The organism is Proteiniborus ethanoligenes (genome assembly GCF_900107485.1).
Lineage (GTDB): Bacteria > Bacillota > Clostridia > Tissierellales > Proteiniboraceae > Proteiniborus > Proteiniborus ethanoligenes.
This window is the reverse complement of record NZ_FNQE01000017.1, coordinates 1-18,926: the sequence shown is the minus strand read 5'-3', so window position 1 is coordinate 18,926 and position 18,926 is coordinate 1. Positions and strand designations below refer to the sequence as shown.

Below are 18,926 nucleotides of genomic sequence, written 5' to 3'. Positions count from 1 at the left end.
GAAATATGTACTTTAACTAACTGTGAAAGAGTGAAAATTATTGTTTGGATATATAATCCCATATAAAAGCGAATTAAAAGTAAGAGAATATGATATGTTTAAAGCCTATTACTGCGGTCTTTGCAAAACGCTTGGCAAAAAATTTAATCAAATAGTAAGACTCGGTTTAAACTATGATTTAACTTTCTTAGCATTAGTATTGTCATCAATAGATGAGAATAAAGAAAAGATAACTAGAGAAGGCTGCATTGCCAATCCTTTTAAAAAGAAATATATTGTTAATACAAATAGAGCACTTCTCTATGCTTCAAACATGAGCATTATACTTACATATCATAAATTGCAAGATGACTGGAAGGATGAAGGTGCTATTAAATCTTTAATAGGGACTATTCCTTATTTATCTCCACTTAGTAAAGCAAATAAAACCTTTGGGAGAAAGGCAGAGTCTATAAGAGAGTATTTAAACAAACTCATCATGTTAGAAAAAAGCAAATGCAATAAAGTTGATGAAATAGCAGATATATTTGGGAAATTGATGGAAGAAATATCAGTGCCAGATTATATAGAAAATAAGAAAATCGAAAGATCTCTTAAATGGATAGGATATAATTTGGGGAGATGGATATATATTTTAGATGCCTTTGATGACCTAGAGTCAGATATAATAAATAATAGCTATAATCCAATATTGCTTCAATACAAATACGGTAAAGATGAAGAAATAGGTGATTTTAAAAAAAGAATATTAGAATCTATAGAATTTTCCTTGATAATGTCATTAGAGAGTATAGGTAAGGGTATAGAGGTTCTAGATATAAGAAAAAATAGAGGTATTATCGAAAACATAGTATATATGGGCTCTAGAGATAGGATGGAAGCTATACTAAAAAAAGGAGGATGTTTTCATGAGAAATCCATATGAAGTTTTAGAAATTGGAGAAGGAGCTAGTGAAGAAGAGATAAAGGCTGCATATAAACGCTTAGTGAGAAAATATCATCCAGACCAATATGCCAACAATCCGTTATCAGACTTAGCAGAAGAAAAGCTTAAAGAGATTAATGAGGCATATGATTTTCTCATAAAAAACAAAGGTAATTACACTGGAGGACAAAAAAGTAATAATTGGGGCAATCAACAATATAATAATAGTAGTTCTAGTATTTATGCCCAGGTTAGAGCCTATATAGAAAGAGGACATATTAATCAAGCAGACCAGATTCTAGAAGGTATTACAAATAGAAATGCTGAATGGAACTTTTTAAAAGGAATAATTTTCTTGCGACGTGGCTGGTATGATATGGCTTATCAGCATATTCAATTAGCAGTAAATTTAGACCCTACTAATACTGAATATAGGGCAGCCTTAAGCAACCTAGCTTCCAGAGCAAATGCTTACAGAAATGTAGGGAATAATAGAGGATATAGAAGAGACCCGTCATTCTGTGAAATATGTCAATGCTTAATATGTAGCGATTGCTTATGTGAATGCCTGGGGGGAGATTTGGTACGCTGCATATAGTAGGGGGAAATCTATTATGGTAAAAATGTATAATAGAGAATCAAAGAGAGTTGCTATAGGAGGTATTGTGACTCTTTTATCAACACTATCACTGTACATGTCATCAATACTGCCTACAAATAGGCTGTTCTTTTTTGCCTTGAGCACTTTTTTTCTTGCTTCAATAGTTATAGAAATCAATACTAAATTTGCTATTTTAGTATATATTTCTTCAGCTTTATTGAGCTTTATAATGATTCCAAATAAGACAATAGTATTACCATACATAATTTTCTTTGGATATTATGCAATAATAAAATCCATAATAGAAAGAATAAACATGTTATTAATAGAAATACTTATAAAGCTATTCTTATTCAATCTGTCTATTTATATTGAATATACTATATTTAGCAAAGTTTTACTAGGAGATATAATGTTTAAGCTTCCAGCTTGGATATTATTTATCTTAATACAATTAGCTTTTATAATTTACGATTATTCTTTTAGTATATGTATATATTTTTACAGGACTAAAATTAGGACTCGAACAAAAAAATAAATATGAAAGGGCGATGTATTTGAAATCAAGCAAATTAAAATATATTATATTAATATTAGTTGCAATATTAGCAATTATCATTGTTTTTAATAATATAAAACCAAACGAAAGCACTAATGCTATAGATAATAATGGAAATCTAACAGTTCATTTTATAGATGTAGGGCAAGCAGATAGTATACTTATACAGCTACCTAATAATACAGTATCACTAATAGACGGAGGAAATAGAGCAGACTCAAACCTGGTAGTAAATTATTTAAAGAGATTAGGAATATCAAAAATAGATTATCTTATAGCAACTCACCCTCACGAAGATCATATAGGAGGTCTCCCAGAGATTATTAAAAATTTTGACATAGGAAATATATACATGCCTAAAAAATCTGCTAATACAAAAATATTTGAAAGCCTATTAACAGAAATAAAAAACAAGGGCATAAAGCCTATAGAAGGAAAAGGTGGAATAGATATTATAAAGGAAGGGCAGCTAAGCTATAGCATTATTGCTCCAAATTCCTCAGAGTATAGTGAGACAAATGAATACTCTATAGTTACAAAATTAGAATACAAAAATACTTCTTTTCTTTTTACGGGAGATGCAGAGAAAGTATCTGAAAATGAAATGATAGATAAAGGATATGATATATCGGCAGATATATTGAAAATAGGTCATCACGGTGGTAGAACATCAACCACAGAGGAGTTTTTAAATAGAGTTAATCCTCAATACGCAGTAATATCTGTAGAAAAAGGCAATGATTATGGGCATCCCCATAAGGAAACACTAGAAAGATTAGAAAAGACAAGAGCAAAAATATTAAGAACAGATGAGCTGGGAACTATTGTCATTGAAACAGATGGTGAGAGCCTTATAGTAAATGGAGTAAGCACCGAAAAAAGCATCACAAAAGAAAAGACTGTTCAAAATGAAGAAAGTTATATAGGAAATAAAAACACAAAAGTATTTCACTCTATAAATTGCAGCAGCCTACCTAAAGATGAAAATAGAATTATTTTTAGCTCAACAGAAGAAGCGGAAAAAGCAGGATATGAGCCTCATAAAATCTGTGTAGAAAATAAGAGGTGAAAAGGATGAAAGGAATAATAGATAGATTCGAAGAAAACTTTGCAGTTGTAGAATTAGAGGATAATACTATGCAAAACATTCCTAAAGAGCTATTGCCTAGAGAAGCAGAGGAAGGAACAGTTATTATTATTGATGGAGAAAGGATATATATAGACAAAGATGAAACCTTAGAAAGAAAAAAGAGAATAGATGAATTATTTGATGAATTATTTAATTAGCCCTCGCCAGAGCGGCTTTTTTTTTACTTAAATTAATTTTTTTTGAATTAACGATGAATAAATATACAATATGCAAATAATATTCATTTTGATTTAAAAAATAATTATAAAGCATCCAAAATGAAAATGTTTTCCCTGCATAATACAAATGTATACATCTAGGGTGATTTATACATTTTGTAATAAAACCAAAAAAAGATAAAAATATTTTAAAATAACTATTGCAAATATATACAAAATAAATTATAATTATAAAATAAATTGAAAACACAGGAGGAATTCACATGACAAAAAAAACAAAGAATATTATTATACTAGGTTTAATTATGATTTTAACAGCTACTATTTTTACTGGGTGTGGCCAGAAAAATATGGACAATGTAAAAGCAGAAGAAAATCAGGGAACACTAGAAAAAATAAAAGCATCAGGAAAAATAATCTTAGGTACAAGTGCAGACTATCCACCTTATGAGTTTCATATGGAGGTTAATGGAAAAGACAAAATAGTTGGATTTGATATTGCTATAGCTGAAGAAATAGCGAAGGACTTAGGGGTAGAATTAGAAATAAAAGACATGGAGTTTGGAGGTTTACTGGCGGACTTAAAAACAAATAAGGTTGACTTTGTATTGGCAGGTATGACACCAGATGCAGAAAGGATGCTAGAGGTAGACTTTTCAACTATATATTATAATGCTGAGCATACACTTATTATTAACAAAAAAGATATTGATAAATATGCAGGAGTAAATGATTTTAAAGGTAAATTAATAGGAGTGCAAAGAGGCGCCATACAAGAAGACATTGCAAAAGAACAAATAGAAACTCCACAAATAAAAGCCCTTGGTAAAGTAACAAATTTAATGCTCGAGCTTAAAACAGGTAAGGTTGATGCTGTATTAGTTGAAGAACCTGTAGGCGCTGCATATGTTAGAAAAAACGATGAGCTTTATATGACTAATATAGTATTCAAAGATGAGGATGGTGGCTCTGCAGTAGCTGTTAATAAAGGAAATGAGGAATTATTAGAAGCTATAAATAAAACCATTGAAAGACTTATAAACGAGAACAAAATAGACCAGTTTGTAATTGAAGCAAATGATATGATGGACAATGAATAGTTGCATAATTAGGAGGTACGGAATTGTTAGATTTTAGCTTTGTAAATAAGTATTATATGTTTTTTATAGTAGGTGTTAAAAATACTGTTATCATAGCAGCTTTTTCTGTGTTGTTTGGAGTAGTATTAGGGACAATGTTAGCATTGTTGAAGCAGTCAAGGATTAAAATATTTAAAGTAATATCATCTGCTTATATAGAGTTTATGAGGGGAACACCCATTATGGTTCAGCTTTTTATTATATATTATGGCTTACCTATAAACTTGACGGCTATACCAGCAGGTATAGTAGCATTATCACTAAATAGTGGTGCTTATGTAGCTGAAATAATTAGAGCTGGTATTGAAGCAGTAGATAAGGGACAAATGGAAGCAGCCAGATCTTTAGGTATGAATCATACTAAGGCTATGAAACATATTATCCTACCACAAGCTTTTAAAAATATACTCCCAGTATTAGGGAATGAGTTCATTACCATCATTAAAGAGTCCTCTATAGTATCAGTTATTGGTGTACCTGAGTTAATGTACAATGCTGAAACTATAAGAGGAAATACATTTAAGCCTTTTGAGCCACTTATAGTAGCTGCATTACTATATTTTGTACTAACATTTTCATTATCAAAGTTAATAGGTCATACTGAAAGGAGGCTAAAAACAAGTGATTAAGGTTAGTGGTTTATTTAAGCAATTTGGTGATTTAAAGGTATTAAATAATGTGAATATAGAAATAAAAAAAGGTGAAGTAGTAGTTATTATAGGACCAAGTGGTTCAGGAAAAAGTACTTTATTAAGATGCCTTAATCTACTTGAAGAGCCTACTGATGGTGAAATAATCTTTGAAGGTATGTCTATAAGGAGTAAAAATAATAACATTGATTTACAAAGACAGAAAATGGGAATGGTTTTTCAGCAGTTTAATTTATTTCCTCATTTAAACGTTCTAGATAATATTACAATAAGCCCTATAAAAGTAAAGGGAGTATCTAAGGAAGAAGCAAAAAACATTGCATTAGATCTTTTAAGAAAAATTGGACTTGAAGATAAGATAAATGCTTATCCTCAAAATCTCTCCGGAGGACAAAAACAAAGAATAGCCATAGCGAGGGCGCTAGCTATGTCCCCTGATGTAATGCTGTTTGATGAACCAACATCTGCTTTAGACCCAGAAATGGTTGGAGAAGTATTAGAAGTGATGAAATCATTAGCCAAAGAAGGTATGACGATGGTAGTCGTAACTCATGAAATGGCCTTTGCAAAAGAAGTAGCTGATAGAATTATATTTATGGACGAAGGTAATATCATTGAAGAAGGAACAGCAGAAGAAATATTTAGCCTACCTAAAAACAAAAGAACAAAAGATTTTCTTTCAAAATTGTTAATTTAGATTAGGAATAAAGAACAATTAAAGAATTTAACTCTTTAAGAGATTATTAAATAAACTTAAATAATAATATAACATTTTTTCATTGCCTTTTTGAAACATAATTAGTTATAATGTTATGTGACTAAATATATTGTCCTGAGGAGTGAAAAAATGCAAAATATTGCGGTCAATAAAGATAAGAAAGTTATTCCTTATTTAGACACAATTGCTTTTCTTGCTATCATTTCCATATTCTTTGGATATATAGGGATTAAGATGGGAATAAGCAATATGTTTTCTACGATTATGGCTACAGCTTATCAGCTCCTTATAGATACAGTGCTTTACATAATGGCTATAGCTGTATTAGCAGGAGCATTTGGCAAACTAGCTACAGAATTTGGAGTAGTAAAGTTATTAAACAAAGTATTTTTACCTCTTATGAGACCGTTATATAATCTGCCTGGAGTAGCATCTCTTGGAATAATAACTACTTATCTTTCAGATAATCCTGCTATTATTTCATTAGCAAAAGATGAAGAGTATATTAGCTATTTTGAAGAGTATGAAACACCCTGTCTTTGCAATCTTGGAACAGCCTTTGGTATGGGATTAATAGTGACAACCTTTATGATAGGATTGGGTTATTTTAAAGAGGCTATAGTCGGAAATGCAGGTGCTATTGTTGGTAGTATAGTAAGTGTTAGAATCATGGCATATAGAACCAGAAAAGCCATGGGGATTGATAAAGACTATATAGAAAAGAACAAAAAAGACAAGGATTTATCAGATGACTTAATTGAAAAATCAGAAGGAAGCTTTTTTGAACGATTTCTTACTGCTTTTCTAGAGGGTGGTAAGCTAGGAGTAGATATAGGGCTTAGTATTATACCAGGAGTATTAGTCATATGCACCATAATAATGATATTAACCTTTGGACCTTCAGACCCTTCTCTAGGATATCAAGGTCTAGCCTTTGAGGGAGTTGAACTATTACCTAAAATAGGAGAACTTATTTCTCCCTTATCAAAGCTTTTGTTTGGATTTGAAAGACCAGAAGCAATAGCTTTTCCTATTACTGCACTTGGAGCAGTAGGAGCAGCCCTTAGCCTGATTCCAAATTTTTTAAAGAACGGGATTATAGGCTCAAATGAAATAGCTGTATTTACAGCGATGGGTATGTGCTGGAGCGGCTTTCTAAGCACACATGTTGCTATGCTAGATGCCTTAGGACACAGAAAACTTATTTCAAAAGCAATAATAAGTCATACTATTGGAGGAATAGTAGCTGGTGTATCTGCACATTACATTCTTATATTAATCAATATTTTATAATTTAATTATTAAATAGGAAATCAAAGCATTAGAAAAAGGTAGAATCTTTTATTAAAAAATTGTTGACAATGAGATGTAATAGACTTATAATATGTTAAAGTGTTAAATCGAAAAATTAAAAGACTATGATTAGAAGAGTAGAGTAAGGTAAATGTCAAAGAGAGTCGGCGATGGTGAGAGTCCGATACAGTACTTTATTTGAAGAACATCTATGAGTCTCTAACCGAAATCACTATGGAAAGTAGGCTTAGACGGTACCAAACCGTTATGCATTGGACAGTATCGAAGAGATTCCGTACTGATAGAGTGAGCTTATTATTAGCTAATTAAGGTGGTACCACGGAAGCATATGCCTTTCGTCCTTGTTTTTAGGACGAAGGGCTTTTTGTTTTTATGAATTAATACTAAAAGTATATGTTTATACCCAAGGGAGGAAGTCTTATGATAAAAGGATTAATAGTTCCAGAAGATTATAAACCTAGCCTAAATGTTATCCAAACAGAAGTAGCAATTAAAATAATTAAGGACAAATTTGAAACTGAGCTTGCAAAAGAGTTAAATTTAATTAGGGTATCAGCACCCTTGTTTGTTAAGCCTGAAACAGGACTAAATGATAATTTAAGTGGAATGGAGAAGCCAGTGTCTTTTGGTATGAAATACGATAATTATTCTAAGCTTGAAATTGTACAATCTCTTGCTAAATGGAAGAGGATGGCTTTAGGAAAATACGGATTTAAGGCAGGAGAAGGATTATATACTGATATGAATGCTATAAGACCAGATGAGGATTTAGACAATATTCATTCTTTATATGTAGATCAATGGGATTGGGAAATAGTAATCCAGAAAGAGCAAAGGACTGAAAAATATTTAAAGGAAATAGTTAAAAAAATATATAAGGTTTTTTTGAATGTGGAAAAGTATATAGCTAATATTTATCCTCAATTAGAAAGAATATTGCCTGAAGAAATAGCATTTATAACTACTCAAGAACTAGAAGACATGTATCCTAATTTAACTCCTAAAGAAAGAGAGCATTCTATAGCCAAAGAGAAAAAAGCAGTATTTCTTATGAAAATAGGAGACGTTTTAGATTCAGGAAAGAAGCATGATGGGAGGGCGCCAGACTATGATGATTGGCGATTAAATGGAGATATAATATTTTGGAACCCTATTTTAGAGCAGGAGATTGAATTATCGTCAATGGGAATTAGAGTTGACAAGGAAGCCTTACTAGAACAAATAAGAAAAACAAACTGTGAAGAAAGATTAAGCTTAGATTATCATAATATGCTGCTAAATGAAAAACTACCCTATACAATTGGCGGTGGAATAGGACAATCAAGAATTTGTATGTTTTTCCTTCAGAAAGCACATATAGGTGAAGTACAAGCCTCAGTATGGCCTGAAGAGATGATTGATAATTGCGTCACATCTAATATTTTTTTATTATAAAATCTAAAGGAATATACATTTGTTTTTTTTCATGCTATTATATAGAGAGACATAGAATTATGATAAAGGTGATAAAATATGAATAGAAATAAAACCAATAAGCTATTTTTATTATTAGGCATAGGAATAGGTTTTGTAATTGCTAGTTTATTAAACATAGCTTATCCTAAAATTAAATACACCTCATACACAGATGAACAAGTAATAGAAAAGGCAAGAGAATTGGGTATGGTCTCTTTAAAAGAAGCAATTTCTCAATCTCAAGATAGTGTTGAAAAAAATAATGAAGATGATGAAGAAAAAATAATAGATGAAAAATTAGAAACAATAATAGAAGAAGACTTAAATGACAATGATACAAATGCTGAAGCTGTAGCAGAGGAAAATGAAACTATAAAGTTTGTAATTAGTAAAGGTCAAAATAGCGAAGAGATAATCAACAAATTATTTGAAGCTGGAATAATTAATGACAAAGAAGTATTTACAAATTTAGCTATAGAAAGAAATGTACAAAAAAAATTTAATTATGGTACTTTTCAGTTAAATAAGAACATGGAATATGATTTACTAATAAAAGCACTGACCCGTAGATAGACTGTTATGTCTTATGCTAATGCTCTATATTGGAGGAATAAGCATGTTCATATATTCAGATGATATTACAGAGATAATAGCTAAATATATAGACTGCAAATATACTGTCACAGAAGTAGGACATCACAACTTAGGCAGACACTTGGTTTACTTAATTAAAGATGAAAAAGAAAACAGCTATATTTTAAAAATATATGGTAAAGCCTTTAGATTTTGCAACGAATTGACAGGTCTAAAACTTTTAAGAGATAAGATAAAATGTCCCAAATTATTAATAAGCGGAAAGGTTTTTTCAGAAATAGAATGGCTGCTTATGAGCAACATAGAAGGTATAATTCTTGGGAATGTATGGAAGGAGCTTTCTAATGAGAATAAGGTCTATATAATGCAGCAGATGGGAGAAATACTAGGCAGGATACACAGCGCTTATAAATATGATTATTATGGTGCTTGGCAAGAATATGGAACCTTTATACTCAATCATAAAGATTTTATGGAGTATAGAAAAAATAGTGATAAGATTATTATTGAGAATATTATTAGACAAGATATCCCTCATAAGGAATTAATAATGCATTCATATGAAAAGCTGATTAAATACTATGATGACATTAAGCCAAGAGATGTTCCTAGACTTTGCCACCATGATTTTTCAGCTAGGAATATGCTTATTAATAGAGAAAAAGAAGGGTGGAAAATTTCTGGAATTATTGATTTTGAACATTGTTATCCTGATGACCCTGATATAGATTTTACAGATTTATATCATACAGTATTTTTGGAAGAACCATGGTTAAAGGAACCTTTTATGAAAAGATACAAAGAGTATTTGAAAATTAAAGAGGATGTATTAGAATATAAAATGAAATATTATTTGCTTAACAAAGGACTATTTATCTGTAGCTGGGCATATTATACGGCACCAGAATATTACCTTCAAGGAATAAAATTATTAGAAAGACTAGATGATATGCAATAGAAAAAGTGGGGAAGCCCACTTTTTTTGATAATTTACTATGGTTTATATTTATACTAAACTAAGCTAAGTAAGAATATTATCAGTATGATAATTAAAAATATCCAATTTGAAAGCCCAACTGCTTCATAATTTAACTCTTTCTTCTTATTTTCTATATCATCTTTATCTTCTATACTTTCAACAAATTCTATTTCTTCAAATATATCTACCGCAGGAATAGGTAGATTTTCATCTGTTTTTATCATCCTTCTTCTCATTAAAATACCTCCTTATAATATGCTCGTTATATAATATGATATTTTAATAATAATGTGCATATTAGGCTCATTCATATAGAACAAGAACTATAGGGGAATATAGTTTTTAGAATAATTTACAATATAATAATTCATACTATTAATGAGTTCAACTTTTCAAACCGATAAGATAAGAAAGGAGTAATTATATGCCAGATGGTGTGAATTTTGAAGAAGTAAAAAAAAGATTTAGAGATGCAAGTGTAGAAGAAAAAATAGATATTTACACTACAACACAAGGTCTTACAGTAGAGCAATTTAAAGAACTATTAAGGATGTTCCCAATTCAACATCTCGATAAACTTGAAAGAGCTATGTCATAAAAACCCGAATCATCGGGTTTTTTTATATAAAGAATAAAAATAGTCGTATTATTGATTGATTTTATTCAGTTTTTTTTATACTATTATATTTTGAAGGAATATAATATTTATAGGGTAAACAATTAATAAGAGGTGTATATATTAATGGAGCAATTAATTATTAGCTTTGCAAAAAATATAGTTAATGAAAATGTATTATTGTCCTATTTGTTTTTCTTTGTTTCCCAATCTCTGCAAGTCCTATTCCCACCTTATCCTGGGGACATGGTACTGATATTAGAAGGCTATTTGTCAGAGATTGCTCATTTAAATATATTTTTAGTTGTAACTAATGCAGTAGTAGCCACATCATCTTCTTCAATATTTCTATACAACATTGGTAGAAAAAAGCAAGAGAGGATATTACATTCTAAAATTATAACTTTTCTATTTCCTACAAATAAAATAGAAAAGTTAAACAAGATATTTAAAAAACTAGGAGCATGGACTATTATACTAAGCAAATTTATTCCAGGAATTTTCTCCCTAACCGTACTATCAGCAGGTGTGTTTAGAGTAAAACGCAGATTTGCATATATATCAATAGTTACAATTTCTTTTTTACATAATTTCACTCTTATAATTTTAGGCAAAAAACTTGGCGAAAATTGGCAGCTTATATTTAAAAAGATGAATGAGTATAACAGATACATTATTATTATAGGTATTATTTCTTTAATAATTTATTTTATTATGCTTCAATTAAAGAAAAGACTATTTGATTAAATGAGGGAGATGAAAATGAAAAAAACTATATTATTTATCCTATTTCTTTCAATATCACTACCAATGATATTATTAATGACTGATGTAGAAATAGCCACTTTTGATATGAAATTTTATGAAGATAAGTATAAAGAGCATAACATCCCAGAAGAAACAGGAATTAGTATGGATAATCTAATGGATGTAACAAGTGAAATGCTTGATTATTTAAAAGGTAAAAGAGAAAATTTAATTATATTTACAGAAGTTAATGGAGAGAGGGAGCAGGTATTTGAAGAAAGAGAAATATTGCATATGGTAGATGTAAAGGAGTTATTTAATAAAGGATATATAATAAGAAATACTATGATGGTTATATTTATTATTTCTATTGTAGGCTTAATAATATTTAATAGAAAAGCAATAGGTAAAGCTTTAATAATAACCTCAATATGGCCTGCAGTTTTAATGGGAATATTAGGTTTGCTAATGTATATAGATTTTAATAAATACTTTACACATTTTCATGAAATTTTTTTTACTAATGATTTATGGCTTTTAGATCCAAAGACAGATATCCTAATACAAATGCTGCCACTTGATTTTTTCAGTAGCATAGCTTATAGGATTTTATTATTTTTTGTCGTAGAACTGGCTTTAGTTCTAACTATAGGCATATTTTTAGACAGAAGAAATACTATAATTAAAAAATAAGTTCTTTTAACAAATTGTGTTATTTTTTCTCTTAGATTGGAGATAATCTATTCTGAAGGGAGTGAATAGCATGGATATAAATGTAACAAATGATAAGATAAAAAAGATAACAGTCAAAAAAATAAATAATATAAGGCTTAAAAGATATTATTATGAAAAGACTGGAAAAGGAAAAACCTATTTTGCAATGATTTTAGATAGAATTATATTTAAAGTGTTTTTTCTTAGCAGCTTAATTATCTTTTTTTTCTTCATAAGTAAAAGCTTCTTATTTACATTGCTAATTTCAATACAGATATTTACATTGTATAATTTTGTAGTATATAGAATAAACAAATCAAAACTAAAGAGAAAAATACAGATAGTAAATCGACAAGTAGTATTAAAAAAAACATTTAAAGAGCTATTAAACCATTCTCCTAACGATTACACAGAGCATATAATGGATATTTTAGATAAATACGGACTAGAAAACATAATGAAATTAGAGCGAAGAGGCATAGATATGGTAGGTAATCTATCTGGAACAAAAATAGGAATTAAATGTTTCCAATATGATAATGATTATAAAGTTGGGGTAGATATTATTAGAGACTTTTTTATAGGACTAAGAAGAGAAGACATAAAAAAAGGAGTGATAATTACCACTTCATCCTTTACTCAAGAAGCAAGAGTCTTGTCAGAAAAGCTAAAGAAGCATGTTCATATTCAGCTAATAGACATTGAAGAGCTAATAGAGATTATTAGAAAAGCGAATTTATATCCTTCAGATGTAGAAATTAAAAAGTTAATTTTTGATGAAATATCCGATAATAAAATACATTTTAAAAGCTATAAAGATATAGTTTTATCGAAGAGCAAAATAATTAAGTATATTTTTCTAGGTACATCTATGATTGTATTTGGAAACTTTACTCCTTATAAGGGTTACTATATGATAGTTGGGTATATTATTTTTACTATAGCATTAATATCAATAATTAAATTGATAAGCGACTTATTTAAGTTAAATGAAGAGAAGCATGAAGAAAAAATATTGTAGCATTTTTACATATACAAAATAGATAGATTAGTGTAAAATGATTATGTTAATTGACAGAGTAGGTAAAGCACGTCAAGTGTTAAAGGATGGGAAGTTGCCTTTAAACGAAAGATTTATTTATGTATAAGTCTGCGATACTTTACCGCGTCCGCTGTTACATTAGGGAGCCTGACTTCTCTTTAATGTGGCAGATAACTGTCACTAAAAGAGAAGGAGGTGAAGAAAATGAATAACAAAAAGAAAATTGATACAAGATCACTAGTTGGAGCAAGTCTTCTTACAGCAATCAGTATAGTACTTACAAGAGTTTTTTCTTTTATGATACCTTTAGCAGGGCTTCCTACATTAAGATTTGGCATTGGAGAAGTTCCACTTATTATTTCAGGAATCTTATTTGGACCTTTAGTGGGAGGGCTTAGCGGGGTAATAGCCGACTTAATTGGAGTAATGATTAATTTGCAAGGCTCAGCATTTTTCCCAGGGTTTACGTTAAGCAGTATATTATGGGGAGTTATACCAGGAGTTTTATTTTCGCTTATAAGAAAAAATAAGTTTAAAATAAACTACAATATTATTAATGGAGTTGTACTTACCTCAATAGCTGTAGGTATTGTGCTTGTATTATTTGACAGTAAGGTACTAGCTATGAAAAATGGGACTTACTATATGTATGATAAGCCTATGCCTATGATATATGCCATGCTTTATGTTCTTTTAGTAGCATCATTTATTGCAATACCAATTATTATGTCTAGAAAAGAAAACAGTAAGGGTGAAATTATCTCTATAGATAAAATAGCATTTATAGTAACAGTTCCATATATAATAATATCCCTAGGCCTAAATACATTATGGCTATCAATGCTATATGAAAAAGGCTTTCTAATATTATTACCAGGAAGGATATTAGCTGGATTAATAGTTATTCCGCTTCATACAACTATAATATATACAATATCAAAAGCTTTCAAACATGTTAAAGTAAGTTAATCATAGGGCTACTAGTTAATCTAGTAGCCTTAATTATAATTAAGGAGGTTTTTATGAAAAAGGTTTTAGCAATTATGGGGAGTCAGAGAAAAAACAAAAACACAGACAGATTATTAGATGCTGTCTTAGAAGGTGTGAGGACAAATAGAGTAGAAATAAAAAAAGTATACTTAAACGACATGGATATGTCCCTCTGTAAAGCCTGTGCAGTGTGTGAAAAAACAGGGAAGTGCTTTATTAAAGATGATATGACAGATATATATGACGATTTTAATCATAGCGATATAATCATTATTGCTTCACCATTATATTTTAATACAGTAAGCAGTTTAACTAAAATAATGATAGATAGATGCCAAGTCTACTGGTCCAGCAAATATGTTCTAAAAAATCCTTCTATAGACAGGAATAAAAAAAGAGTTGGAATGTTTATTAGCGTAGGGGGAGCACCAGAAAGAAAAGAGCATTTTGATGCTTGCATTCCTGTAATGGATTTATTTTTTAAAGCAATAAACACTGAATATAAATACAATTTATTCTCCTCAAACACTGATGAAATACCAGTTTGGGAGCGGCAAGATATTTTGGAAATAGCATTTGAAAAGGGAAAAGAGCTAGTTTTATAAGCCTCAAGGGTATTTGATTTTTATTGCCAAAAGAATTATAATTTACTTTGTAGGAAGTTTTAACAACTAAACTAATAATAAATATCTAATGAGGAGGAATAGGTTATGAAAAACACACTTCCAATAGCACTATCAAACAGACATGTTCATCTTAGCGAAGAGCACATAAAAATACTTTTCGGAGAAGGACATGAACTTAATAAAACCAAGGATTTATCTCAGCCTGGTCAATATGCTTGCGAAGAAAAAATTGATGTAGTAGGACCTAAAAACACATTAAAGGGTGTTAGGGTTTTAGGACCAGCAAGAAAAAACACACAAATAGAGGTTTCACTAGCTGACGGTTTTACATTAGGGGTGGTTCCACCAGTAAGAGATTCTGGAGATTTAGCAGGAAGCCCTGGCGCTAAGCTTGTAGGACCAAAAGGAGAAGTACAGATTACAGAAGGAATTATTGCAGCTGCTAGGCATATACACATGCATACTGCTGATGCTGAAGATTTTGGTGTTAATGATAAGGACAGAGTAAAAGTTAGAGTTGGAGGAGAAAGAGGTTTAATATTTGAAAATGTATTAGTGAGGGTTCACCCAGAGTATGCTTTAGAAATGCATGTTGATGTAGACGAAGGAAATGCAGCAGGAGTGAAAAACGGCGATATGGTAGAGCTAATAAAATAGTGGAGGTAAATAAATGAATAATTTAGCTTCAATGATAGACCATACTATTTTGAAACCTGAAATCACTAAGGAAATGGTGAAAAAGGTTTGTGAAGAAGCAAGAGAGTATAAATTTGCTTCAGTTTGTGTCAATCCCTACTATGTGAATTTCGTTAAAAGCCAATTAGAAGGCTCTGGTGTAAAGGTTACTTCAGTAATAGGCTTTCCGCTAGGTAGCACTAATAAAGAAGTAAAGGCATTTGAAGCAAAAAATGCCATAGAAAATGGCGCAGATGAGCTAGATATGGTAATTAACGTAGGGGCATTAAAGGATAAAGAATACGATATAGTAAGGGAAGACATAAAGGCAGTAGTAGAAGCTGCAAAAGGTAGGGCATTAGTAAAGGTTATTATTGAAACCTGTTTACTTACAGATGAAGAAAAAGAAATAGCTTGCAAATTAGCTGTGGAAGCAGGAGCTGATTATGTAAAAACATCCACTGGCTTTAACACAGGTGGAGCTACAAAGGAAGACATTATACTTATGAGAGAATCAGTAGGACCTCAAATTGGCGTAAAAGCTTCAGGAGGTATTAGGGATTCTGAAAAGGCAAAGGAAATGATAGAAGCAGGAGCAACTAGAATAGGTGCTAGTTCTTCAGTAGAGATTGTTGAAGGAATAAAAGCAGCAGACGGCAGCTATTAAAGCTGTAGGGTAGCAAGTAAGAATTGTACTAGCTACTCTTTTTTTTATAAGGAGTATAAAGTTCAACCTTATTATTTTTTATTAAAAAGAACTTTACCTCTATACTTGAAAGTCTGAGTTTAAATACAATATAATGGTACTATACATATTCTATAAAATTGAAAGGGTGGTTTAATGATAATTAAATATCTTAGTCATTCTGTGGTTTTACTAGAAGGTCAAAAAATAAAAGGAATAATTGATCCATTTATTACAGGTAATCCAAATTGTCCACTTAAATTAGATGACTTAGAAGGTATTACTCATATTTTTGTAACCCATGGGCATGGTGACCACTTAGGAGATACTGTAGAAATAGGGAAGAAGTGGGGCTCTAAAATAATATGTAATTTCGAAATAGGAAATTATTTAGAAAGGCATAATTTGAATATTCATACTATGCATATTGGTGGCAGAGTAGAATTAGATTTTGGTATAGTTAAAATGACCCCAGCCTTACATGGCTCAGGCATATTTGATGGGACAGACATAATTTATGGAGGCAATCCATGTGGTTTTTTAATTCAAGCTGAGGGGAGAAAAATATATCATGCTGGTGATACTGGGCTTACCATGGACATGAAGCTGTTAGAGGATGAAAAAATAGACCTTGCGTTCCTTCCAATCGGTGGGAATTACACAATGGATATAGAGGATGCAGTGAAGGCAGTTGAGTTTATTAAGCCTAAGATTGTCATACCTATGCATTATGATACATTCCCTGTTATAAAAGCTGATCCATTATCTTTTAAAAACAAGGTAAAGGATACAGAGGTAAGAGCATTATCCTTTGGAGATGGAATAGAATTATAGTTATTATAAAATAGGCATAATAGATTTAGCAAATATTAATATTTTGCTTATACAAATTAGGAGGAAAAACATGACCATATCAAGCTTTCTTAAACTAGTAGAAATCCAAACAAAAGTAGCCAGCATGATTCCATTTTTTTTAGGAACAGCATATACACTGTATAGATTTGAAAGCTTTAATTTTAAGAATTTTAGTATAATGTTTATATCCTTACTATGTGTGGATATGGGTACTACTGCAATAAATAACTATGTGGATTATAGAAAAGCAATAAAAAAGCATGGCTATAATTATGAAACTCATAATGCCATAGTGAAATATAATTTAAAAGAAAGCATAGTTATAGCTACTATAGGGGTATTATTTTTAGCTGCTATAGTCTTTGGGGTGTTACTGTATTTAAATACAAATTTTATTATTCTATTGTTAGGCATTGTATCCTTTATTGCATCAGTACTGTATTCATATGGACCTATACCAATATCGAGGCTACCATTAGGTGAAATATTTTCAGGGATTTTTATGGGATTTATAATAGTGTTTATCTCAATCTATATTCATGTGTTTGACAAAAATATTATTTTCTATTCCTACTCTAATGAAGTTTTAAATTTTGGAATAAATGTTAAAGAAATAATATATATATTCTTATTATGTGTTCCTCCTATTGTGGGAATTGGGAATATTATGCTTGCTAATAACATTTGTGATATGGAAGATGATATAGAGAATAAAAGATATACTTTACCAATATTTATTGGCAAAGAGAAAGCACTTAAACTATTTAAAGCCCTATATTGTATTGCATATTTAGATATTATTCTTCTATTAATACTGAGAATAGTACCTAGTATAACTGCTATTTCACTACTTACTTTAATACTAGTAAATAAAAATATTAAAAGGTTTGCTCATTTGCAGACTAAAAAAGACACTTTTATTTTAGCTGTGAAAAATTTTGTACTATTAAATATTGTACAAGTCATTACAATAGGTATTGGAGCTGTTATTAAAAATATATCATGAAGAATGCAGTGAGGACCTATGCTTCTACATTCTTTATGAGACTATAAAAAACTTATTGTTCTTTAGCTATATTTAATAGCTTAATAAAAGAGCTTTTAAAAGCATTGTTGTTTTCTTTAGTTCTCTTTCTATGTTTTGAGCCTTTTAAGCCGGCACGTCTTGATTTTTGAGACAAGAATCTTTCAAACATAAGTCTATCAATATTTTCTTTGTTATATATAAGCCCGTTTTGATTTATAGCATAGCATCCAGCACCTAAAACCATAGAAGCAACACCATAGTCTTGAGTAACAACAATATCATTTTTGTTGCAAGAATTAGCTATTGCAATATCTACAGAATCACAACCCTTATCAAGGGTAATTACTGTGCATTCTAGATTTATTAAATGACTAGTATCAGCAAACATTATTACTTCAACATTGTAATCTTTACAGACTTCTACTATAATTTCCTTAACAGGACATGCATCAGCATCAACTAATACTCTCATGGCAAACCTCACTATGTCTAGTTTTGTATTTATTAAGTAATATGATAACAGTTAGAGAATAAGACTGTCAAATAAGTCATAGTTTATATTTTGTATAAGGTTTTTAAATAGCTTATGGCTATTTAGTAATATTATTTTAAAAAAATAGATAGTTGCAGAATGGAAATTGAGAATTATCCACAGGAATTAGATAAAATCTATTAAGGATATCAAATTACCAACAGATAAAAGGCAT

The 18,926-nt window shown here is 30.2% G+C and carries 24 protein-coding genes, 1 riboswitch and 1 other annotated feature; of the genes, 22 read left to right on the top strand and 2 right to left on the bottom strand.

Annotated features, from left to right (window positions below; all coding sequences use genetic code 11):
* Positions 1-40: 40 nt before the first annotated feature.
* The 12 genes from BLV37_RS08205 to BLV37_RS08150 all read left to right on the top strand — a co-directional run bounded on the left by BLV37_RS08205 (position 41) and on the right by BLV37_RS08150 (position 10,221).
* The gene (locus BLV37_RS08205) at positions 41-925 is read left to right on the top strand and encodes a DUF5685 family protein (protein ID WP_091729867.1); all 885 of its coding nucleotides are present in this window, start codon (positions 41-43) and stop codon (positions 923-925) included.
* Positions 909-1,523 (top strand): J domain-containing protein, encoded by a 615-nt coding sequence (locus BLV37_RS08200; RefSeq protein ID WP_091729864.1) that lies wholly within the window; start codon positions 909-911, stop codon positions 1,521-1,523. Before BLV37_RS08205 ends, BLV37_RS08200 begins: the two co-directional genes overlap by 17 nt.
* A gap of 16 nt (positions 1,524-1,539) precedes the next feature.
* Positions 1,540-2,064: a hypothetical protein gene (locus BLV37_RS08195; protein WP_091729862.1), complete on the top strand. Its 525-nt coding sequence runs from the start codon at positions 1,540-1,542 to the stop codon at positions 2,062-2,064.
* Between the two features lie 19 nt (positions 2,065-2,083).
* The gene (locus BLV37_RS08190) at positions 2,084-3,154 is read left to right on the top strand and encodes an MBL fold metallo-hydrolase (RefSeq protein WP_091729859.1); all 1,071 of its coding nucleotides are present in this window, start codon (positions 2,084-2,086) and stop codon (positions 3,152-3,154) included.
* Positions 3,155-3,159: 5 nt separating this feature from the next.
* Positions 3,160-3,372, top strand: a complete 213-nt coding sequence (locus tag BLV37_RS08185; RefSeq protein WP_091729857.1) for a DUF3006 domain-containing protein — start codon at positions 3,160-3,162, stop codon at positions 3,370-3,372.
* A gap of 284 nt (positions 3,373-3,656) precedes the next feature.
* On the top strand, positions 3,657-4,493 hold the full coding sequence (locus BLV37_RS08180; RefSeq protein WP_091729854.1) for a transporter substrate-binding domain-containing protein: 837 nt from the start codon (positions 3,657-3,659) through the stop codon (positions 4,491-4,493).
* Between the two features lie 56 nt (positions 4,494-4,549).
* Complete coding sequence (locus BLV37_RS08175) at positions 4,550-5,161, top strand: amino acid ABC transporter permease (protein ID WP_091729996.1); 612 nt, start codon at positions 4,550-4,552, stop codon at positions 5,159-5,161.
* A complete protein-coding gene (locus BLV37_RS08170) occupies positions 5,154-5,879 on the top strand; it encodes an amino acid ABC transporter ATP-binding protein (RefSeq protein ID WP_091729851.1) in 726 nt (241 codons plus the stop codon). Before BLV37_RS08175 ends, BLV37_RS08170 begins: the two co-directional genes overlap by 8 nt.
* 150 nt (positions 5,880-6,029) lie before the next feature.
* Positions 6,030-7,193, top strand: coding sequence for a CD0519/CD1768 family membrane protein (locus tag BLV37_RS08165; RefSeq protein WP_091729848.1), 1,164 nt, complete (start codon positions 6,030-6,032; stop codon positions 7,191-7,193).
* A 116-nt stretch (positions 7,194-7,309) separates the two neighbouring features.
* Positions 7,310-7,560, top strand: a binding site (T-box leader).
* A 74-nt stretch (positions 7,561-7,634) separates the two neighbouring features.
* Complete coding sequence (gene asnA / locus BLV37_RS08160) at positions 7,635-8,648, top strand: aspartate--ammonia ligase (RefSeq protein ID WP_091729845.1); 1,014 nt, start codon at positions 7,635-7,637, stop codon at positions 8,646-8,648.
* 78 nt (positions 8,649-8,726) lie between these two features.
* Positions 8,727-9,242, top strand: coding sequence for an MltG/YceG/YrrL family protein (locus BLV37_RS08155; RefSeq protein WP_091729842.1), 516 nt, complete (start codon positions 8,727-8,729; stop codon positions 9,240-9,242).
* A 43-nt stretch (positions 9,243-9,285) separates the two neighbouring features.
* Positions 9,286-10,221 carry an aminoglycoside phosphotransferase family protein gene (locus tag BLV37_RS08150; RefSeq protein ID WP_176967925.1) on the top strand — a complete coding sequence of 312 codons (936 nt, stop codon included), beginning with the start codon at positions 9,286-9,288 and terminating at the stop codon, positions 10,219-10,221.
* A gap of 53 nt (positions 10,222-10,274) precedes the next feature.
* Here the strand turns inward: BLV37_RS08150 and BLV37_RS08145 are convergent, their stop codons facing one another.
* Positions 10,275-10,478: a hypothetical protein gene (locus tag BLV37_RS08145; RefSeq protein ID WP_091729837.1), complete on the bottom strand. Its 204-nt coding sequence runs from the start codon at positions 10,476-10,478 to the stop codon at positions 10,275-10,277.
* A 188-nt stretch (positions 10,479-10,666) separates the two neighbouring features.
* Between BLV37_RS08145 and BLV37_RS15055 the strand changes: the two genes are divergently transcribed.
* From BLV37_RS15055 to BLV37_RS08095, 10 genes are all read left to right on the top strand, one after another.
* Positions 10,667-10,840 carry a hypothetical protein gene (locus tag BLV37_RS15055; protein ID WP_091729835.1) on the top strand — a complete coding sequence of 58 codons (174 nt, stop codon included), beginning with the start codon at positions 10,667-10,669 and terminating at the stop codon, positions 10,838-10,840.
* 144 nt (positions 10,841-10,984) lie between these two features.
* Positions 10,985-11,605 carry a DedA family protein gene (locus tag BLV37_RS08135; protein WP_091729832.1) on the top strand — a complete coding sequence of 207 codons (621 nt, stop codon included), beginning with the start codon at positions 10,985-10,987 and terminating at the stop codon, positions 11,603-11,605.
* Positions 11,606-11,620: 15 nt separating this feature from the next.
* Positions 11,621-12,298 carry a TIGR01906 family membrane protein gene (locus BLV37_RS08130; RefSeq protein WP_091729830.1) on the top strand — a complete coding sequence of 226 codons (678 nt, stop codon included), beginning with the start codon at positions 11,621-11,623 and terminating at the stop codon, positions 12,296-12,298.
* A 70-nt stretch (positions 12,299-12,368) separates the two neighbouring features.
* Positions 12,369-13,340 carry a restriction endonuclease gene (locus tag BLV37_RS08125; RefSeq protein WP_091729827.1) on the top strand — a complete coding sequence of 324 codons (972 nt, stop codon included), beginning with the start codon at positions 12,369-12,371 and terminating at the stop codon, positions 13,338-13,340.
* A gap of 52 nt (positions 13,341-13,392) precedes the next feature.
* Positions 13,393-13,496, top strand: a riboswitch (THF riboswitch).
* A gap of 69 nt (positions 13,497-13,565) precedes the next feature.
* On the top strand, positions 13,566-14,330 hold the full coding sequence (locus tag BLV37_RS08120) for a folate family ECF transporter S component (RefSeq protein WP_091729825.1): 765 nt from the start codon (positions 13,566-13,568) through the stop codon (positions 14,328-14,330).
* Between the two features lie 53 nt (positions 14,331-14,383).
* Positions 14,384-14,956 carry a flavodoxin family protein gene (locus BLV37_RS08115; protein WP_091729822.1) on the top strand — a complete coding sequence of 191 codons (573 nt, stop codon included), beginning with the start codon at positions 14,384-14,386 and terminating at the stop codon, positions 14,954-14,956.
* 105 nt (positions 14,957-15,061) lie between these two features.
* Positions 15,062-15,634, top strand: a complete 573-nt coding sequence (gene pduL, locus BLV37_RS08110) for a phosphate propanoyltransferase (RefSeq protein WP_091729819.1) — start codon at positions 15,062-15,064, stop codon at positions 15,632-15,634.
* Positions 15,635-15,647: 13 nt separating this feature from the next.
* Positions 15,648-16,319: a deoxyribose-phosphate aldolase gene (gene deoC, locus BLV37_RS08105; protein ID WP_091729816.1), complete on the top strand. Its 672-nt coding sequence runs from the start codon at positions 15,648-15,650 to the stop codon at positions 16,317-16,319.
* Between the two features lie 174 nt (positions 16,320-16,493).
* A complete protein-coding gene (locus BLV37_RS08100; RefSeq protein WP_091729813.1) occupies positions 16,494-17,171 on the top strand; it encodes a metal-dependent hydrolase in 678 nt (225 codons plus the stop codon).
* Between the two features lie 70 nt (positions 17,172-17,241).
* Positions 17,242-18,198, top strand: coding sequence for a prenyltransferase (locus BLV37_RS08095; RefSeq protein WP_091729809.1), 957 nt, complete (start codon positions 17,242-17,244; stop codon positions 18,196-18,198).
* A 52-nt stretch (positions 18,199-18,250) separates the two neighbouring features.
* Here the strand turns inward: BLV37_RS08095 and BLV37_RS08090 are convergent, their stop codons facing one another.
* Positions 18,251-18,691 carry a YaiI/YqxD family protein gene (locus tag BLV37_RS08090; protein ID WP_091729806.1) on the bottom strand — a complete coding sequence of 147 codons (441 nt, stop codon included), beginning with the start codon at positions 18,689-18,691 and terminating at the stop codon, positions 18,251-18,253.
* Between the last annotated feature and the right edge of the window lie 235 nt (positions 18,692-18,926).

Bases quoted from the DNA above. Each gene is read 5' to 3' on its own strand.
- asnA (WP_091729845.1), top strand. From the start codon at position 7,635: ATGATAAAAGGATTAATAGTTCCAGAAGATTATAAACCTAGCCTAAAT.
- BLV37_RS08155 (WP_091729842.1), top strand. From the start codon at position 8,727: ATGAATAGAAATAAAACCAATAAGCTATTTTTATTATTAGGCATAGGA.
- BLV37_RS08125 (WP_091729827.1), top strand. From the start codon at position 12,369: ATGGATATAAATGTAACAAATGATAAGATAAAAAAGATAACAGTCAAA.
- BLV37_RS08120 (WP_091729825.1), top strand. From the start codon at position 13,566: ATGAATAACAAAAAGAAAATTGATACAAGATCACTAGTTGGAGCAAGT.
- BLV37_RS08115 (WP_091729822.1), top strand. From the start codon at position 14,384: ATGAAAAAGGTTTTAGCAATTATGGGGAGTCAGAGAAAAAACAAAAAC.
- BLV37_RS08130 (WP_091729830.1), top strand. From the start codon at position 11,621: ATGAAAAAAACTATATTATTTATCCTATTTCTTTCAATATCACTACCA.
- pduL (WP_091729819.1), top strand. From the start codon at position 15,062: ATGAAAAACACACTTCCAATAGCACTATCAAACAGACATGTTCATCTT.
- BLV37_RS08185 (WP_091729857.1), top strand. From the start codon at position 3,160: ATGAAAGGAATAATAGATAGATTCGAAGAAAACTTTGCAGTTGTAGAA.
- BLV37_RS08135 (WP_091729832.1), top strand. From the start codon at position 10,985: ATGGAGCAATTAATTATTAGCTTTGCAAAAAATATAGTTAATGAAAAT.
- BLV37_RS08150 (WP_176967925.1), top strand. From the start codon at position 9,286: ATGTTCATATATTCAGATGATATTACAGAGATAATAGCTAAATATATA.
- BLV37_RS15055 (WP_091729835.1), top strand. From the start codon at position 10,667: ATGCCAGATGGTGTGAATTTTGAAGAAGTAAAAAAAAGATTTAGAGAT.
- BLV37_RS08165 (WP_091729848.1), top strand. From the start codon at position 6,030: ATGCAAAATATTGCGGTCAATAAAGATAAGAAAGTTATTCCTTATTTA.
- BLV37_RS08175 (WP_091729996.1), top strand. From the start codon at position 4,550: ATGTTTTTTATAGTAGGTGTTAAAAATACTGTTATCATAGCAGCTTTT.
- BLV37_RS08180 (WP_091729854.1), top strand. From the start codon at position 3,657: ATGACAAAAAAAACAAAGAATATTATTATACTAGGTTTAATTATGATT.
- BLV37_RS08090 (WP_091729806.1), bottom strand. From the start codon at position 18,691: ATGAGAGTATTAGTTGATGCTGATGCATGTCCTGTTAAGGAAATTATA.
- BLV37_RS08195 (WP_091729862.1), top strand. From the start codon at position 1,540: ATGGTAAAAATGTATAATAGAGAATCAAAGAGAGTTGCTATAGGAGGT.
- BLV37_RS08145 (WP_091729837.1), bottom strand. From the start codon at position 10,478: ATGAGAAGAAGGATGATAAAAACAGATGAAAATCTACCTATTCCTGCG.
- deoC (WP_091729816.1), top strand. From the start codon at position 15,648: ATGAATAATTTAGCTTCAATGATAGACCATACTATTTTGAAACCTGAA.
- BLV37_RS08200 (WP_091729864.1), top strand. From the start codon at position 909: ATGAGAAATCCATATGAAGTTTTAGAAATTGGAGAAGGAGCTAGTGAA.
- BLV37_RS08095 (WP_091729809.1), top strand. From the start codon at position 17,242: ATGACCATATCAAGCTTTCTTAAACTAGTAGAAATCCAAACAAAAGTA.
- BLV37_RS08100 (WP_091729813.1), top strand. From the start codon at position 16,494: ATGATAATTAAATATCTTAGTCATTCTGTGGTTTTACTAGAAGGTCAA.